This is a genomic window from Streptomyces sp. NEAU-YJ-81, from assembly GCF_017592595.1.
Taxonomy (GTDB): Bacteria; Actinomycetota; Actinomycetes; order Streptomycetales; family Streptomycetaceae; genus Streptomyces; species Streptomyces hygroscopicus_B.
This window is the reverse complement of sequence record NZ_JAGFNO010000059.1, coordinates 1-16,516: the sequence shown is the minus strand read 5'-3', so window position 1 is coordinate 16,516 and position 16,516 is coordinate 1. Positions and strand designations below refer to the sequence as shown.

Genomic DNA, 16,516 nt, shown 5'->3' with positions numbered 1-16,516 from the left:
CTCGCCTCGGCCCTCGGGTCAGTCCACGTGCGCGTCCGCCGCCTCGACCTCTTCGCGGGTCACGCCCAGCAGATACAGCACCGTGTCGAGGAACGGCACGTTCACGGCGGTGTGCGCGGCCTCCCGGACTACCGGCTTGGCGTTGAAGGCGACGCCCAGCCCGGCCGCGTTCAGCATGTCCAGGTCGTTGGCCCCGTCGCCGATCGCGACGGTCTGCACCAGTGGCACCCCCGCCTCGGCCGCGAAGCGCCGCAGCAGCCGGGCCTTGCCCGCCCGGTCCACCACCTCGCCGACCACCCGGCCGGTCAGCTTGCCGTCCACGACCTCCAGGGTGTTGGCGGAGGCGAAGTCCAGCCCCAGCCGCTCCTTGAGATCGTCGGTGACCTGCGTAAAGCCACCGGAGACCACGCCCACCTGATAGCCGAGACGCTTCAGAGTGCGGATCAGCGTACGGGCGCCGGGGGTGAGCCGGACCTCGGCGCGCACCTTCTCCACCACGGACTCGTCGATCCCCGCCAGCAGCGCGACCCGCGCGTGCAGCGACTGCTCGAAGTCCAGCTCACCGCGCATCGCCCGCGCCGTGACCTCGGCGACCTCGGCCTCACAGCCCGCATGCGCGGCGAAGAGCTCGATCACCTCGTCCTGGATCAGGGTGGAGTCCACGTCCATGACCACCAGGCGCTGCGCCCGGCGCTGCAGCCCCGACGCCACCACGGCCACATCGACGCCGATGTCGGCGGCCTCGATGGCCAGCGCGGTGCGCAGCGGCTCCGTCTCGGCGCCGGACACCTCGAACTCCACGGCCGTCACCGGATACTTCGCCAGCCGGAAGATCCGGTCGATGTTGCCGCCGGTGCCGGTGATCCGGGAGGCGATGGCGGCGGTCGACTCGGCGGTCAGCGGATTCCCCAGCACGGTGACATGCGACCGGCCGGTGCCACGCGGCCGGTTGTCGCCCCGGCCGGAGATGATCTCGGCCTGGAGCCGCATCGACTCCGCCCAGCTGTGCACGGTGGCCCGCAGATCACCTTCAGCGCCGTCGGCCGTCGGGGCCGTGACCAGGACGCACAGCACGATGCGGCCCCGGGTGACGACCTGCTCTATGTCCACTATGTGCACGCCGTAGGCGGCGAGAGTGTCGCAGAGCCCGGCGGTGATACCGGGGCGGTCCTTGCCGAAGATCTTGACAAGGAGCGTGGGGACATCGTCGTCGTCCGGGACGGCGGTGGCAGGGGGGATCCGCGATGTGCTCATGGTCTTCCCACCGTATCCGGCCCTGTCCGCGGTGCGCGCGGCAGCCCGCACCGTGGACGGCCGCTTGAGGCGGAACGTTCATGTCCCGGTCGCCGCGGCGTCACCCCTCGCATGATCGGCGGCTTCATGCGCGACGTCCGCCGTCGTGCCCTTCGGGCCTCCCGTGCCCGTCGCCCCCGCCCCCGTCGTCCCGCCGCCCCACGGCCGCCCCGTCGTCCCGCCGTGCGAGCGCCGCGCCCGTGGCCCATGCCGCGAGCGCCCCGGCGGCTCCCGCCGCCGCGCCCCACCCCGCGCCCAGCGCACACGCGAGCGGAGCGTTTCCGTACAGCTCGAGCCCCGCCCCGAAGGCGTCGAAGCCGAGCACGGACAGGCTCGCCCCCGCCGAGACCCGGGTCAGCCACACCAGCAGCGGCAGCGCGAGCGCGGTCACCACACCCAGCCGCAGCGCACACCACCCCGCGAAGGCGAACGGCCGGGAGCTCCCCACGGGCGTACGGGCCGCGGTGAGCACCCCGGCGGCGAGCATCAGCAGCACACTCGCGACCACCAGCAGCCAGACCCGGCCGTCGAGCTCGGCCAGCCGCCCCACCGTGAGCGGCTCCCCGCCCGGCCCGGCGAGCAGATCGTCCACGGGGTCGGGCAGCACCTGCCTCAGCGCGCCGCTCGCCCTGCCGTACCAGGGGACGAACAGCCCCAGCGGTACGCCGATCCACACCCCGTTGGGCGCGCCGAGCAGCGCCGACCCGAGCACCAGCCCCGGATGGTCGTCCCCGACCGCCGCGTAGATCCCGGCCACCAGACCCGCGCCGACCGCGAGCACCAGCACTCCGCACAGCGCTGACACCGCCGGCCGGACCGTGCGGTGGAGTGCCTGCCCGCCGGGTGGCAGCGGGGTGCGGCGCGTGGCCAGCAGCGCGATCAGCAGGACGGCGACGACCCACACCGCGCCGCCCAGCACCGAGCGGCCGGCCGCCACGGTGAAGCCGACGGACGCCTTGGCGTCGACGAGCTCGGCCAGCCGGTCCGGCAGCAGCCCGGCGCCGATGTCCGCGATATCGCCGAGCTGCTCGGGGAGCCGGCTCAGCAGATCGTGCTCGGTGCGCTGTCTGCCGAGGCCAGGCAGGACGAGCGTGGCGCCGTCGATCGTGACCGTATCGTTGCCCACCCAGGTCAGCCCGGCGAGCAGCAGCAGGAAGAGTACGGCCACGAGGCCCGCGCGCGCGGCGAGTTCGGCGCGGCCGATCACCGCCCCCGCGGCCCGTAACGACCGTACGAACAGCCACCCCAGCAGCAGTGCGCCGACCAGGCTCACCCCGAGTGGCGCGATATCGATGGCGGCGTGGGCCTGGGCGCCCTCCAGCCCGAAGACGCCCACATCGCCGGACGGGGTGACGGAACCGCCGACCGCCAGCACCGTCGCCGCAGCGGTCATCGGCCCGAGCGCGCCCGCACGGTCGGCGCCGATCAGATGCAGGCCGAGCGCGGCGATCCCCACCATGGCCAGAAACGCCCAGCTCACGGTCGCGATCGCGGCGAGCAGCGCGGGCCCCCAGGGCACTCGTCCGCCACCGCTCGCGCTCATATCGCCGACTCCCGATCGTCGCGAGTTGCCCGGATTAACCATGATCCGCACTATCCGTCAGTGCTTACCACTTTCCGAGGGCCTTTCGGATGAGTCAATGACGCCCGAGTTGTGGTCTTGTCAAAGCCCGACTTCCGGTGAAGGGACTGAGCCTGAAATAGTTCCTCAGGATGTTCGCCATCCCTAGACTCCCTCTGTCAGGGGGGTAACTCGGGGGACAACTAGTGGGGCATGGAGTGCCGGAACTCGTACTGGAATTGAACGGACAGACCTGGACACTTGATCCGTCCAGGTCGTACAGCCTGGGGCGTGACCCACAGGGCGACATGGTGCTGGACGACGCCAGGGTCTCCTGGCGGCATGCCACGGTGCGCTGGGGTGGGCGCAGTTGGGTCATCGAGGATCAGGGCTCCACCAACGGCACCTATGTGCAGGGCCGGAGAATCCAACAGGTCGAAATCGGCCCTGGTTCGGCCGTCCATCTCGGCAATGCCACCGATGGCCCTCGGCTCAGCGTCTCCGGCGGCGGCGCCTCGATGGGGGCCGCGGGCGCGTACGGCCAGCAGGCGGCGATGGGGGGCATGCCCCAGCAGGGCCAGCAGGCTCAGCAGCCCCCCGCCCAGCAGCCGCAGCAGCAGCCCGGCCCCGGCTGGCCGCAGCAGGGTGCGCCGCAGCAGGGCGGGCCCCAACAGGGTGCGCCGCAGCCCCAGGGCTGGCCGCAGCCCCAGCAGCAGCCCCAGGCCCCGCACCAGCAGCAGCCGTTCATCCCGCAGCAGCAGGCGCCCCATCAGCAGCCGCAGCATCAGCAGGCACCCCAGCCGCCGCAGCAGCAGCCCCAGGCCCCGCAGAACAACCTCGCGCAGAACGGCCCCGGCACCGGCCCCTCCGGCCCGGCCGGCGGCGCGCCCGCCCAGGGCGACCGCAGCCCGACCACCTTCCATCAGCTGGCCGCCGGCCGGGTGATGCGCATCGGTCGTGCGCTGGAGAACGAGCTGGTCGTCTCCGATCTGCAGGTCTCGCGCCACCACGCCGAATTCCGGGCGCTGCCCGACGGCCGCTTCGAGATACGCGACCTCGGCAGCCACAACGGCACCTATGTCAACGGTCAGCCGGTCCGGCAGCAGATCATCGGCCCCACCGACACCGTCGGCGTCGGTCACTCCACCTTCCGGCTGGTCGGCGACCGCCTCGAGGAGTTCGTCGACACCGGTGAGGTCTCCTTCTCGGCCCGCCATCTGACGGTGACGGTCGACGGCGGCAAGCAGATCCTCAAGGACGTCTCCTTCGGCGTCCCGGAGAAGTCCCTGGTCGCGGTCATCGGCCCGTCCGGCTCCGGTAAGTCCACGCTGCTGAAGGCGCTCACCGGCTACCGCCCGGCCAACCAGGGCGATGTCCTCTACGACAACCGGAACCTCTACAAGCAGTTCGCCGAGCTGCGCCAGCGCATCGGTCTGGTGCCCCAGGACGACATCCTGCACAAGGAGCTGACCGTCCAGAAGGCTCTGCGCTACGCCGCCAAGCTCCGCTTCCCCGGTGATACCGCCGAGGCCGAGCGCGAGGCCCGGATCGACGAGGTGCTGCGCGAGCTCAAGCTGGACATCCACCGGGAGAAGAAGGTCACCGCGCTCTCCGGCGGTCAGCGCAAGCGGGTCTCCGTCGCGCTGGAGCTGCTCACCAAGCCGTCGCTGATCTTCCTGGACGAGCCGACCTCCGGTCTCGACCCGGGCATGGACCGCGATGTCATGCAGTTGCTGCGCGGTCTCGCCGACGACGGCCGCACCGTGCTGGTGGTCACCCACTCGGTCGCCGAGCTGGCGCTGTGCGACAAGCTCCTGGTGATGGCGCCGGGCGGCTCGGTGGCCTACTTCGGCCCGCCGGACGAGGCGCTCAACTTCTTCGGCTACGACAGCTGGGCGGATGTCTTCTCGTCCTTCGAGAACTACCGCGACTACGACTGGGCGGGCCGCTGGCGCGGTTCGCAGCACTACCAGATGTACGCGGCGGACCTCGACTCCGTCGCCCCGCAGTCCGTCCATGTGCAGGCCCCGCCGACCCGGATGCAGAAGCCACAGAGCTGGGGATCGCAGCTGTGGACGCTGATCCGCCGCTATCTGTCGGTGATCGGCTCCGACAAGGGCTTCATGGGGCTGATGGTGATCCTGCCCGCCGTGCTGGGCTCGGTGAGCGTCGTCATCCCGGCGAAGTTCGGCCTTCAGCTTGCCCCGAAGGGCAGTTTCAACCAGGCTGCCGGGACGGTTCTGCTGATTCTCGTGGTCGGCATGTGCTTCACCGGCGCGGCCAACTCCGTACGAGAATTGATCAAGGAACGGGTCATCTACGAACGGGAACGGGCGGTCGGCCTGTCCCGCTCCGCGTATCTGATGTCCAAGGTGATCGTGCTCGGTGTGATCACCGCCTGCCAGGGCGTCATCATCTCCGCCATCGGTCTCTCGACGCGCAAGATGCCCGCGGAGGGCCTGCTGATGCCGCCGGCCGCCGAGCTCTGCCTGGCCGTCATCGCGATCGGCTTCACCTCGATGATGGTCGGCCTGGTCATCTCGTCCCTGGTGAAGACCGCCGAGAAGACGATGCCACTGCTGGTCATGTTCGCGATCGTCCAGGTCGTCTTCACCGGCGTTCTGTTCAAGATCTACGGATCGCTCGGTGTGGAGCAGTTCGCCTGGCTGATGCCGTCCCGCTGGGCGGTCGGCGCGGCCGGTGCCACGCTGGACCTGGGCCCGGGCGTCGGCCACATGATGGCGCCGTGGGACAGCAAGAAGCCCCTGGACACCGACCCGCTGTGGGAGCACACCACGACCCAGTGGGGCATCGACATGATCGCGCTGATCGTCCTGGGCATCGCGTGCGGCTTCGTGGTCGCGCGGCTGCTGCGCCGCCATGAGCCGGAGGTCATGCGCAAGTAGCCGCAGCCCCCGGAGGTCATGCGCAAGCAGCCGCCGTCACCGTCACGCACAAGGGCGACGGCACCCCTCGCACACAGGGGGTGCCGTCGCCCTTCGGCGTCGCAACGCCGGGTTCTGGACGGGCCGTTCAGGCTTAGTACGGGCCGTTCACGTTGTCCATCGAGCCGTACCGGTCGGCCGCGTAGTTGCAGGCGGCGGTGATGTTCGCGACCGGGTCGTAGGCGTCCCAGGCGGTGCCCTCGACGTGGTACGTCTGGAAGGTCGGGGCTATCACCTGGAGCAGGCCCTTGGAGGGCACGCCGTTCTGGGCGTTGATGTCCCAGTTGTTGATGGCGCGCGGGTCGCCGCCGGACTCCCGGATGATGTTGCGGTGGATGCCCTCGTAGGTGCCGGGGATGCCCTTCTTCTTCATGATGTCGAGGGACTCCCGGATCCAGCCGTCGAGGTTGTCCGGGTAGGTCTTCTTCTCGGCGGCGACCGTCTCGATGCGCGCGGCGGAGCGGCTCGCGGCCTGCTTGACGGCGCGCTCCTTGGCGGCCTTGGCCTCGGCGGCCTTCTTCTGGGCGGCCTCTTCCGCGGCCTTCTTCTTCGCGGCCTCCGCCGCGGCCTTCTTCTCGGCGGCCTCTTCCTTGGCCTGCTTGTCGGCGAGCGCGGACTGCTTGACCAGGACCTTGTGGTGGGCCTGGGCGTCGGCCTTCTGGGACGTGAGGGCGACGGGCTTGTTCGGCAGGTCCTGGGCCGTCGTCTTGGCGTCGGCGTTGCCACCGGGGACGACTGCGAAGGCTATGGCGGCCGCACCGGCGGCAGCGATTCCGGCGGCGGAGTACTTGTGCGTCTTGTTGAGACGGGCGTAACCGGGGATGTTGGGCAGGGGCATGGCGGAGTAGACCTCTTCCAATCGCTTGAGTCGCAGGCCATATCGGCGCGCAGAGCGCCGTTCCTGGATCTACGGCGCCGTGCGACTGGGGGAAATTCTTAGCTGCCGCAAAAAGCTGTCGCAAAGGCGTGACATACGATGCTGCTTAGTGGATAAGTAGGCCGATCATGCCCACGCGAACGGCCGTCATCCCCGCTCAGTCGCCTATGAAACGTCCACTAAGCACGTTCGTAAGTGATTTAGGTCGTGTGTCCGGGCTCACATCGCGGAGCTTCTCATATTGCGCGCTGTGCCCACGCAAATGCTCAGGGTGTTTGTTTTTTCCACCCCTGCAACAGCCCCTTTGGGGGGCCTGTGTGCGCCGTTCGACCTAGGGCTCAGGTCTTATCAGGTGGCCGCCGACCGGCCGATATACCCGCCGGATGGCGGGTCGGTACGGTAATGGCCATGACGAAAGGACGGGGCGGTGGACCCGGAGCCGGGCTGAGTCGGGTGAGCGGTGCGCTGCTCGCCATGAGCCGACATCTGGAAGTCCGTGATGTCCTAAAGACCATCGTTGTGTCCGCCCGTGAGCTGCTCGATGCGGAGTATGCCGCTCTGGGGGTCTCCGATGATCACGGAGGTTTCGCCCAGTTCGTAGTAGATGGGGTGAGCGACGAGCAGTGGAAGGCCATCGGACCGCTGCCCCGGCAGCACGGCATTCTCGCCGCCATGCTCAAGGACGCCACCCCGCAGCGACTCGCCGATGTGCGACGAGATGTCCGTTTTGAGGGGTGGCCATCGGCTCATCCGGAAATGTCGGATTTCTTGGGTCTTCCCATTGCCGACGGCGATGAAGTTCTCGGCGCGGTATTCCTCGCCAACAAACGATGCCCCAAGCCCGAGGGCGGCTGCGGCTTCACCGCCGAGGACGAGGAGCTGCTGTCCATCCTGGCCCAGCATGCCGCCATCGCCCTGACCAACGCCCGGCTCTACGAGCGCAGCCGCGAGCTCACCATCGCCGGGGAGCGGGCCAGGCTCGCCCATGAGCTGCACGACGCGGTCTCCCAGAAGCTCTTCTCGCTGCGGCTGACCGCCCAGGCGGCCACGGCCCTGGTGGACCGCGATCCCGCCCGCGCCAAGGACGAGCTCCAGCAGATCGCCCTCCTCGCCGCCGAGGCCACCGACGAGCTGCGCTCCGCCGTCGTGGAGCTGCGCCCCGCCGCCCTCGACGAGGACGGCCTCGTGGCGACCCTGAGGACACAGGTGCAGGTGCTCGACCGGGCCCACTCGGCCCAGGTCACCTTCGCCTGCCACGGCGTGCGGGCGCTGCCCGCCGCCCAGGAGGGGGCGGTGCTGCGGGTGGCCCAGGAGGCCCTGCACAACGCACTGCGCCACGCAGACGCGCGGCAGGTCGACGTCACCCTCACCCGGCACGGCCAAGGCGCCCGGCTCCGCGTCGCCGACGACGGCAGGGGATTCGACCCCTCGGCCGTACGGCGCGCCGGGCGCCACCTCGGGCTGGTGTCGATGCGGGACCGGGCCGGCGGCGTCGGCGGCGCTCTGACCGTGGAGTCGGCGCCCGGCAAGGGCACCGTGATCGAGATGGAGGTGCCCGGTGGCTGACCCCGGACGGATTCGGGTGCTGCTCGTCGACGACCACCAGGTGGTGCGGCGCGGCCTGCGGACCTTTCTCCAGGTCCAGGACGACATCGAGGTGGTCGGCGAGGCGTCGGACGGCGAGGAGGGCGTCGCCCGCGCCGAGGAGCTGCGCCCCGACGTCGTCCTCATGGACGTGAAGATGCCCGGCCTCGACGGCATCGAGGCGCTGCGCACCCTGCGCGGCCTCGACAACCCCGCCCGGGTGCTGATCGTGACCAGCTTCACCGAGAAGCGCACTGTGGTCCCCGCCCTGCGCGCGGGCGCAGCGGGCTATGTCTACAAGGACGTGGACCCCGAGGCGCTCGCCCGCGCCATCCGGTCCGTCCACTCCGGGCATGTGCTGCTCCAGCCCGAGGTGGCCCTCGCGCTGCTCTCCCAGGAGGAGGGCGGCGGTCAGGGACGCGGCGGCTCACTCACCGAGCGGGAGCGGGAGGTGCTCGCGCTGATCGCGGACGGCCGGTCCAACCGGGAGATCGCCCGTGCGCTGGTGTTGTCCGAAAAGACCGTGAAGACCCATGTGTCCAATATTCTTATGAAATTGGACCTCGCCGACCGCACCCAGGCCGCGCTTTGGGCCGTACGACACGGAATTGGGGCATGAACAGCGTTTCTCCGTGAAATCACACCAACGGGTGGCTATCACTCGAACAGCGCAACTCACCATCAGCCGGACCGTTTTTCACGGCGTACCGCGGCGGACCGCCGCGGTGACGCGCTGATGAATGAAGGGTCTTGCCAAGTGAAGAACATCAAGAGGTTCGCTGCCATCACCATCACGGCCGGCGGACTCGCCGTCGCCGGTGCCGGTGTCGCCACCGCCCAGGGCCCCTGGGCCGACGGTGGGGCCACGATGTCCCCGGGTGTCGTCTCCGGCAACAACATTCAGGCGCCCATCCACGTGCCCGTGAACTTCTGCGGCAACACCATCTCGGTCATCGGGTCCATGAACCCGGCGCTCGGTACCCCCTGCGGCGGCTGACCGCCCCCGGCGGATACCTGACGCACCACCGGTCGGCCCCGGAGGCAGCCGCCTCCGGGGCCGGTCCCATGACATCCCCCAGGGAAGCCGGAGACCGCCAGGGAAGCTCAGAGGCCCCCGGGGATGGTCAGACCCCCGGGAAGCTCAGAGACCGCCCCGCTCCCGCTCCTCCACATACGCGTTGTACGCCGCCACCTGCGCCCGCCGCGAGGTGCGCTCCACCGGCCGCAGCGCCTCGGCCCGCGCTGTGATCTCCGACGCACTCACCGCACCGCCGTGCTCCCGGCCGTCCCCGCCCGCCAGATAGGCGATGTCCACCAGCGCACCCACCCGCTGCGCCAGCTCCAGCACCCGGATGGCCCGCGGCGGATAGCCCGGGGCCAGCACCTCGCGCCCCCGCTCGGCGCGCGCCCGATACGCCTCCAGGGCCGCCTCGGCCACCGGGCCCGATCCGGCCACATTCAGCCGTGAGAGCACCTCCGTGGCCTCCCGCAGCGCCTCGGCCAGCTCCCGCTCGGCCTCGCTCAGCGACGGCACATCGGCCGGCGGCGCCTCCCGCACGCTCTGGCACCGCCACACCACCTCGATGTGCTGATCGCCCTCGGGTCCGGCCGCCGACACCTCGGGCACCAGGCCGAGCGCCGCGCCCGTCGCGATCACCGCCTCACCCGCGTCGAGCGCCTGGGCGTTGAACTCCGGCGGACCGCTCAGCCCCAGGGGATGCCCCGCTATGGGCAGCGCCACCCGCAGCCCCTTGGCCCCGAGCGCCCGCAGCCGCCCCAGCGCCAGCGTGAGCCCCACCGGCCCGGACTCCCCCGGAAGCCCGGCCACCCGGTGCGACGCGTCCTCGTCCGCGATGCGATGCGCCGCCTCATCCGGGGAGACAAGTCCGGCGATAAGGGCATTTCCCCAAGCTGCGAGGCGCCCTGAACGTGGTTCATCGAGCATGGCACCAGCCTAAGGACTGGCACCGACAACGTGTGGCGTAGGTTTTCCTCAGGGGGCTGCGCCCACAGGTGCACGCACGACTCGAGACTGCAATGGGAGACAACGCGCTCATGAGCGAGGTTCTGGAGCTGCTGGACGTATCGGTGGTCCGCGATGGGCGGGCTCTGGTGGACGAGGTCTCCTGGTCGATCAAAGAAGGCGAGCGCTGGGTCATCCTCGGCCCCAACGGTGCCGGTAAGACCACCCTCCTCAACCTCGCCTCGAGCTACCTCTTCCCGAGCGCCGGAAGCGCCCGGATCCTCGGCGAGCAACTCGGCCGCGTCGACGTCTTCGAGCTGCGCCCCCGCGTCGGCATGGCGGGTATCGCCATGGCCGAGAAGCTGCCGCGCAGCCAGACCGTCCTCGAGACCGTCCTCACCGCCGCGTACGGTATGACGGCCCACTGGCAGGAGGACTACGACGCGGTCGACGAGACCCGCGCCCGCGCCTTCCTCGACCGCCTCGGCATGACCGATTACCTCGGCCGGAAGTTCGGCACCCTCTCCGAGGGCGAGCGTAAGCGCACGCTCATCGCCCGCGCCATGATGACCGACCCCGAGCTGCTGCTCCTCGACGAGCCCGCGGCCGGACTCGACCTCGGCGGCCGCGAGGACCTCGTCCGCCGCCTCGGACGGCTCGCCCGCGACCCGCTCGCCCCGTCGATGATCATGGTGACACATCATGTCGAGGAAATCCCCCCCGGCTTCACCCATGTTCTGATGATCCGCCAGGGCAAGGTGCTCACCGCGGGCCCGGTCGAGACCGAACTGACCTCCCGTAACCTCTCCCGCTGCTTCGGACTCCCGCTGGTCGTCGAGCGTTACGGCGACCGCTGGACCGCCCAGGGCCTGCCGCTGGCCTGATGTCCGCCCCCTGCGCCCACCGTGCCACCGGCAGGTGATCCGCGCACTGTCCCCGGGGACCGGCGACAACTACCATGACCATGTGGATCCATGGGTGTGGTGGCTGATCGCCGCCGTAGGACTGGGTATCCCGCTCGTACTGACCGCGATGCCCGAATTCGGGATGGTCGCCGTCGGTGCCGTGGCCGGTGCCATCACCGACGCGCTCGGCGGCGGCATCGTGCTCCAGGTCGTCGTCTTCTGCGCCGTCTCGGTCGCGCTGGTCGCGGTCGTACGCCCGATGGCGGTCCGCAGCCGCCGTCAGCAACCCGAGCTGCGGAGCGGCATCGAGGCGCTGAAGGGACGTCAGGCCGTCGTCCTCGCACGCGTCGACGACAGCGGCGGCGGCCGCATCAAACTCGCGGGCGAAGTGTGGTCCGCGCGCTCGCTCGACCCCGACCAGGCTTACGAACCCGGGCAGCAGGTCGACGTGGTGGAGATCGACGGTGCGACGGCCGTCGTCATGTAGACGCCGTACCGGGAGTGTCCTACCAAGAGTTGAGGGCGCCCGGGTTGAGCTGCGGAGTCGACCATGGATCTGACAGACTCCACCCTCGGGAACAGCCAGACTTGATCATCCCGACCATCCGAATCACCGCATGAAGGGCACGGGGAGCCGCTGTGGAACCGATCATCATCGTCCTGATCATCCTGGTGGTGCTGGTCTTCATCGCACTGATCAAGACGATTCAGGTCATCCCACAGGCCAGTGCCGCCATCGTGGAGCGCTTCGGGCGCTACACCCGCACCCTCAACGCGGGCCTCAACATCGTCGTCCCGTTCATCGACTCGATCCGCAACCGCGTCGACCTCCGTGAACAGGTCGTGCCCTTCCCCCCGCAGCCGGTGATCACCCAGGACAACCTGGTCGTGAACATCGACACCGTCATCTACTACCAGGTGACCGACGCCCGCGCCGCCACCTACGAAGTCGCCAGCTACATCCAGGCGATCGAGCAGCTCACCGTCACCACCCTGCGGAACATCATCGGTGGCATGGACCTCGAGCGCACCCTGACCTCCCGCGAGGAGATCAACGCGGCGCTGCGCGGCGTCCTCGACGAGGCCACCGGCAAGTGGGGCATCCGCGTCAACCGCGTCGAGCTCAAGGCCATCGAGCCGCCCACCTCCATCCAGGACTCGATGGAGAAGCAGATGCGCGCCGACCGTGACAAGCGCGCCGCGATCCTCCAGGCCGAAGGTGTCCGGCAGTCCGAGATCCTGCGCGCCGAGGGTGAGAAGCAGTCCGCGATCCTGCGGGCCGAGGGTGAGTCCAAGGCCGCCGCGCTGCGCGCCGAGGGCGAGGCCCAGGCGATCCGTACGGTCTTCGAGTCCATCCACGCCGGAGACCCGGACCAGAAGCTGCTCTCCTACCAGTACCTCCAGATGCTGCCGAAGATCGCCGAGGGCGACGCCAACAAGCTCTGGATCGTGCCCAGCGAGATCGGCGACGCCCTCAAGGGCCTCGGCGGGGCCATGGGCAACTTCGGCCCGTTGACCGGTGGCGGAAACGGCGGCGGCACCCCCGCCGCCACCGGTAAGGAGCCCGCCCCGCGCCGCGAACAGCCCACGATCGACTGAACGGACGGCAGTGAGGCGGGCCCTCCAGCGCCTGGGGCGGCCCGCCGGCGCTCCCTGCCGGGCCCCTGCGGGACGAACCCGGGGCTAAGCAGGAAGCGCCAGCCACTCCGGCAGCGCGTCCCGCTCCGTCGCCCCCAGGGCCAGCAGCAGCGCATCCGAAGGCGTCGGCTCGAACGGCGCCTTGAGCAGCCGCATCCCCGCCTGCTCCGGAGTCCGGTCCGCCTTACGGTGGTTGTCCTCCGCGCAGGAGGCCACCGTATTCAGCCAGGTGTCCCCGCCCCCGCGGGACCGCGGCACCACATGGTCCACGGTCGTCGCCCGGCGGCCGCAGTACCCGCACCGGTGCTGGTCCCGGACCAGCACCCCGCGCCGCGACCACGGGGCACGTCTTCGGAACGGCACCCGTACATAGCGGCACAGCCGGATCACCCGTGGCAGTGGCAGATCGATGTCCGCGGCCCGCACCCGCAGCCCCGGGTGGGCGTGTTCGACGACGGCCTTGTCCTGGAGGACCAGCACCACGGCGCGCCGCAGCGTCACCGTCGCCAGCGGCTCGAAGCTCGCGTTCAGAACCAGCGTCTCGCGCATCCCGACCACCCCCGCATCCCGGTATCCCGGCCCCGCGCCTGGAATGGGCGGGACCGGGATCAACTCTGGCCGGGAGCCTGGCCGAGAACAACGCAATTTCGCCGCGTCAGCCCGCGGCCGGCACCTCGTACTCCCCGATCAACTGGGCACGCCCCAGCGTGTGGAACCGCAGATTGAAGCCGACCACCGCGGGCGAGGCGTCCGCGTCCGGGCCCAGCTTCTCCGCGTCCACCGCGTAGACGGTGAACACATAGCGGTGCGGACCGTCCCCGGGCGGCGGCGCGGCCCCGCCGAAGTCACGGGTCCCGTAGTCGTTGCGCGCCTGCACGGCGCCGTCGGGCAGGCCCGTGAAATCGCCGCTGCCCGCACCCACCGGAAGCTCGGTCACCGTGGCCGGGATGTCGAACAACACCCAGTGCCAGAAACCGCTGCCGGTCGGCGCGTCCGGGTCGAAGCAGGTGACGGCGAAGCTCTTCGTACCCTCCGGGAATCCCTCCCAGCGCAGTTGCGGAGAGGTGTTCCCCTCCGCCTGCACCTGGGCGGACTTGAGCGTGCCGCCCGATTGCACATCGTCGCTCACCACCGTGAACGACGGCACCGGCGGATGGAAGTCATGGGGGAGCGGCGGCCGGTTCTGCTCGGACACGTCGAGAACCTCCTGAGGTTGCGGTGGATCATCTGCGCGGCCAGCCTAACGAGACCGCCAGACGGCGGGCTGGCACCATGGCGCCCATGACCGGCCCCACCCTCGCCCTCCACCTGCGCCTCGACGGCGTGACGGACAAGGACGGCTTCCTCGACCGCTGCGCCCGGGACCTGCGCTTTCCCGACTGGTACGGGCGCAACTGGGACGCCCTTGCCGACTGCCTCACGGATCTGTCCTGGTGGGCCGAGGGCCGCGAGCCCAGCGGCTGTCTGCTGGACATCCAGGGCTGGCTTGCCTTCCGCGACGCGGACCCCGACGCCGCCGCGATCGCGGCGGACATCCTGGCCGACGCGGAGGCGTACTGGGCGACGCAGGGACGGCCCCTGGTGGTGCGCTACGACGACGGCCCCTGACGCACGACGTACGACGCACCACACGCCGACACACGACGCGGGGCGTGCACCGACCTGCCGTCGGTGCACGCCCCGCGCGGAAGTCCGGCCCCGGGGAGGGGGAACCTCAGAACCAGTTGCGCTTGCCGCCGACCTGGGCGAGCCACTGGTTCAGATACGCGGCCCAGTCGGTGTCCTGGAAGGTCGCCAGGTTCATCGTGAACGACCGGTAGGTGTCACTGCCCTCGGTGAACAGCCCCGGCTTCTTGTCCATCTCCAGTACCACGTCCATCTCGCGGTCGTCCGCGACGAAGGACAACTCCACCTGGTTCAGCCCCCGGTACTGCTCCGGGGCGTAGAACTCGATCTCCTGGTAGAAGGGCAGCCGCTGCCGGGTCCCACGGATGTGCCCCTGCTCCAGGTCGGCGCCCTTGAACCGGAAGCCGAGCGAGCCGAAGGCGTCCAGGATCGCCTGCTGAGCGGGGAGCGGATGCACATTGACCGGGTCCAGATCACCCGAGTCCACCGCGCGCGCGATCGCCAGCTCCGTGGTCACCCCCACGTTCATACCGGTCAGGTGCCGGCCCAGGAACATGGTGATCGGGGTCTCCCACGGGATCTCCAGGCCGAACTGCACCGCGTGCACCGCGCCCGGCTGCACCTCGAACGCACCGCCGAGCTGCTGCCGGGTGAACTCCACGTTCTGCTTGTACTCCTGGTCGTCCCGCTCCACCTCGACCCGCGCCTGCAGGCCGACCGAGAGTGCCTCGATCTGCTGCGCGACCGAGCCGCCCTGGATCCGGACCTCGCCCTGCACAATGCCGCCCGGGACGACGTTCTCCTCGGTCAGTACCGTCTCCACCGAAGCGCCACCGGCACCCATACTCGCGAGCAGCTTCTTGAAGCCCATGTTCTCCCTCTCAAGGACGCGACTGCGTCTTGACTTGATCGCACTCGATCACTGTTGACACCTAGGAACGCGAAACAGCCGTCGACGGTTCCGCAGCTCATACCCTTCCAGCGGACCGGTGCCGCCTCCAACCACCGGTTCATATCTGTTCCACTACGCTCGGGCCGCGTGACAGCAGGACCTGACCGCGAGCCCCTCGACCGTGCCTTCTTCGACCGACCCGTTCTCGAGGTCGCGCCCGACCTCCTGGGCCGCGTCCTGGTGCGGCGCACCCCGGACGGACCGATCGAATTGCGCCTGACCGAGGTCGAGGCGTACGCGGGCCCGGCCGACCCCGGCTCGCATGCCTACCGTGGCCGCACCGAGCGCAACGCCGTGATGTTCGGCCCCCCGGGTCATGCGTATGTCTACTTCACCTACGGCATGTGGCACTGCCTCAACGTGGTCTGCGGACCGGAGGGCCACCCCAACGGGGTGCTGCTGCGCGCGGGCGAGGTACGGCACGGCCATGAGTGGGCCCATCAGCGCAGGCCGAAGGCGCGCAACGACCATGAGCTGGCCAAGGGCCCGGCCCGGCTGGCCACGGCCCTGGGCGTGGACCGCCGACTGGACGGCAGCGATGTCTGCGCGGGCGCCGATACCCCGCTCTCCATACTCACCGGCCACCCCGCCCGGCCCGACCAGATCCTCAGCGGCCCGCGCACCGGTGTGGGCGGCGAGGGCGCAACTCACCCCTGGCGCTTCTGGATCGACGGCGAGCCCTCGGTCAGCCCCTACCGGGCGCACACCCCGCGTCGCCGGAATGCGACGCGCCGTCAGGTCGGAACTTGACTCTGCCGGACGGGACGCCTAACGTAGCCCGAGCCGCTTGAGACGGGCAGCGCTGTCGGCACGATCGCAAGGTCGAGTCACAGCAGCCCCGGAGCGGCCAACCACTAACGACAACTCCCGAACAGGGTCCTATTTCGCTGCGCGAAATTAAGACCCGGGGCTCCGATTAGGAGCTGAGCGGGAAATTGGCTAAAGTAGTGGACACGCCGGAAGGCGCGAAAGACCCCGCTCCAGCAGGGGGCCGGAAACGGAATTCGGACCGGAAACGGAACGGAAAACGGATCTGGTAAGGTTGGAAACACCGAAGGGAAGCGCCCGGAGAGACCGGTGAAACGGTTTCAAAGGAAGCGTCCGTTCCTTGAGAACTCAACAGCGTGCCAAAAGTCAACGCCAGATATGTTGATACCCCGTCCATCTCGGAC

General features: G+C 69.8%; 16 protein-coding genes. 9 read left to right on the top strand and 7 right to left on the bottom strand.

The window, feature by feature from the left end; all coding sequences use genetic code 11:
* Positions 1 to 18: 18 nt before the first annotated feature.
* Together serB and J5X86_RS48160 are read right to left on the bottom strand one after the other, a co-directional pair.
* A complete protein-coding gene (gene serB / locus J5X86_RS48165; protein ID WP_208522933.1) occupies positions 19 to 1,254 on the bottom strand; it encodes a phosphoserine phosphatase SerB in 1,236 nt (411 codons plus the stop codon).
* Between the two features lie 124 nt (positions 1,255 to 1,378).
* Positions 1,379 to 2,836 carry a streptophobe family protein gene (locus tag J5X86_RS48160; RefSeq protein ID WP_208522932.1) on the bottom strand — a complete coding sequence of 486 codons (1,458 nt, stop codon included), beginning with the start codon at positions 2,834 to 2,836 and terminating at the stop codon, positions 1,379 to 1,381.
* 224 nt (positions 2,837 to 3,060) lie between these two features.
* Between J5X86_RS48160 and J5X86_RS48155 the strand changes: the two genes are divergently transcribed.
* On the top strand, positions 3,061 to 5,760 hold the full coding sequence (locus J5X86_RS48155) for an FHA domain-containing protein (protein WP_208522931.1): 2,700 nt from the start codon (positions 3,061 to 3,063) through the stop codon (positions 5,758 to 5,760).
* A gap of 133 nt (positions 5,761 to 5,893) precedes the next feature.
* Here J5X86_RS48155 and J5X86_RS48150 read toward each other — a convergent pair whose 3' ends face one another.
* Positions 5,894 to 6,637 carry a transglycosylase SLT domain-containing protein gene (locus J5X86_RS48150; RefSeq protein ID WP_208522930.1) on the bottom strand — a complete coding sequence of 248 codons (744 nt, stop codon included), beginning with the start codon at positions 6,635 to 6,637 and terminating at the stop codon, positions 5,894 to 5,896.
* Positions 6,638 to 7,078: 441 nt separating this feature from the next.
* Between J5X86_RS48150 and J5X86_RS48145 the strand changes: the two genes are divergently transcribed.
* The 3 genes from J5X86_RS48145 (at position 7,079) to J5X86_RS48135 (ending at position 9,257) form a co-directional block, all read left to right on the top strand.
* Positions 7,079 to 8,242 carry a GAF domain-containing sensor histidine kinase gene (locus tag J5X86_RS48145; protein WP_208522929.1) on the top strand — a complete coding sequence of 388 codons (1,164 nt, stop codon included), beginning with the start codon at positions 7,079 to 7,081 and terminating at the stop codon, positions 8,240 to 8,242.
* A complete protein-coding gene (locus J5X86_RS48140; RefSeq protein WP_208522928.1) occupies positions 8,235 to 8,879 on the top strand; it encodes a response regulator transcription factor in 645 nt (214 codons plus the stop codon). The genes J5X86_RS48145 and J5X86_RS48140 overlap by 8 nt, the downstream gene beginning before the upstream one ends.
* A 138-nt stretch (positions 8,880 to 9,017) precedes the next feature.
* The gene (locus tag J5X86_RS48135; RefSeq protein WP_208522927.1) at positions 9,018 to 9,257 is read left to right on the top strand and encodes a chaplin; all 240 of its coding nucleotides are present in this window, start codon (positions 9,018 to 9,020) and stop codon (positions 9,255 to 9,257) included.
* 144 nt (positions 9,258 to 9,401) lie between these two features.
* Here J5X86_RS48135 and J5X86_RS48130 read toward each other — a convergent pair whose 3' ends face one another.
* Positions 9,402 to 10,205 (bottom strand): hypothetical protein, encoded by an 804-nt coding sequence (locus J5X86_RS48130; protein ID WP_208522926.1) that lies wholly within the window; start codon positions 10,203 to 10,205, stop codon positions 9,402 to 9,404.
* Positions 10,206 to 10,297: 92 nt separating this feature from the next.
* Between J5X86_RS48130 and J5X86_RS48125 the strand changes: the two genes are divergently transcribed.
* From J5X86_RS48125 to J5X86_RS48115, 3 genes are all read left to right on the top strand, one after another.
* Entirely contained in the window at positions 10,298 to 11,107 is an 810-nt protein-coding gene (locus tag J5X86_RS48125) for an ABC transporter ATP-binding protein (protein WP_208522925.1), read from the top strand.
* 82 nt (positions 11,108 to 11,189) lie between these two features.
* Complete coding sequence (locus tag J5X86_RS48120) at positions 11,190 to 11,615, top strand: NfeD family protein (RefSeq protein ID WP_208522924.1); 426 nt, start codon at positions 11,190 to 11,192, stop codon at positions 11,613 to 11,615.
* A gap of 152 nt (positions 11,616 to 11,767) precedes the next feature.
* Positions 11,768 to 12,727, top strand: coding sequence for an SPFH domain-containing protein (locus tag J5X86_RS48115; protein ID WP_059147117.1), 960 nt, complete (start codon positions 11,768 to 11,770; stop codon positions 12,725 to 12,727).
* An 84-nt stretch (positions 12,728 to 12,811) separates the two neighbouring features.
* On the opposite strand, the gene J5X86_RS48110 is transcribed toward J5X86_RS48115, so the two are convergent.
* A complete protein-coding gene (locus tag J5X86_RS48110; protein ID WP_208522923.1) occupies positions 12,812 to 13,315 on the bottom strand; it encodes an HNH endonuclease in 504 nt (167 codons plus the stop codon).
* 106 nt (positions 13,316 to 13,421) lie between these two features.
* Positions 13,422 to 13,961 carry a YbhB/YbcL family Raf kinase inhibitor-like protein gene (locus tag J5X86_RS48105; protein WP_208522922.1) on the bottom strand — a complete coding sequence of 180 codons (540 nt, stop codon included), beginning with the start codon at positions 13,959 to 13,961 and terminating at the stop codon, positions 13,422 to 13,424.
* A gap of 86 nt (positions 13,962 to 14,047) precedes the next feature.
* Between J5X86_RS48105 and J5X86_RS48100 the strand changes: the two genes are divergently transcribed.
* A complete protein-coding gene (locus J5X86_RS48100; RefSeq protein ID WP_237298815.1) occupies positions 14,048 to 14,374 on the top strand; it encodes a barstar family protein in 327 nt (108 codons plus the stop codon).
* Positions 14,375 to 14,480: 106 nt separating this feature from the next.
* On the opposite strand, the gene J5X86_RS48095 is transcribed toward J5X86_RS48100, so the two are convergent.
* Complete coding sequence (locus J5X86_RS48095; protein ID WP_208522921.1) at positions 14,481 to 15,263, bottom strand: sporulation protein; 783 nt, start codon at positions 15,261 to 15,263, stop codon at positions 14,481 to 14,483.
* A gap of 168 nt (positions 15,264 to 15,431) precedes the next feature.
* Between J5X86_RS48095 and J5X86_RS48090 the strand changes: the two genes are divergently transcribed.
* Positions 15,432 to 16,094 (top strand): DNA-3-methyladenine glycosylase, encoded by a 663-nt coding sequence (locus J5X86_RS48090; protein ID WP_208522920.1) that lies wholly within the window; start codon positions 15,432 to 15,434, stop codon positions 16,092 to 16,094.
* The last annotated feature ends 422 nt before the right edge of the window (positions 16,095 to 16,516 follow it).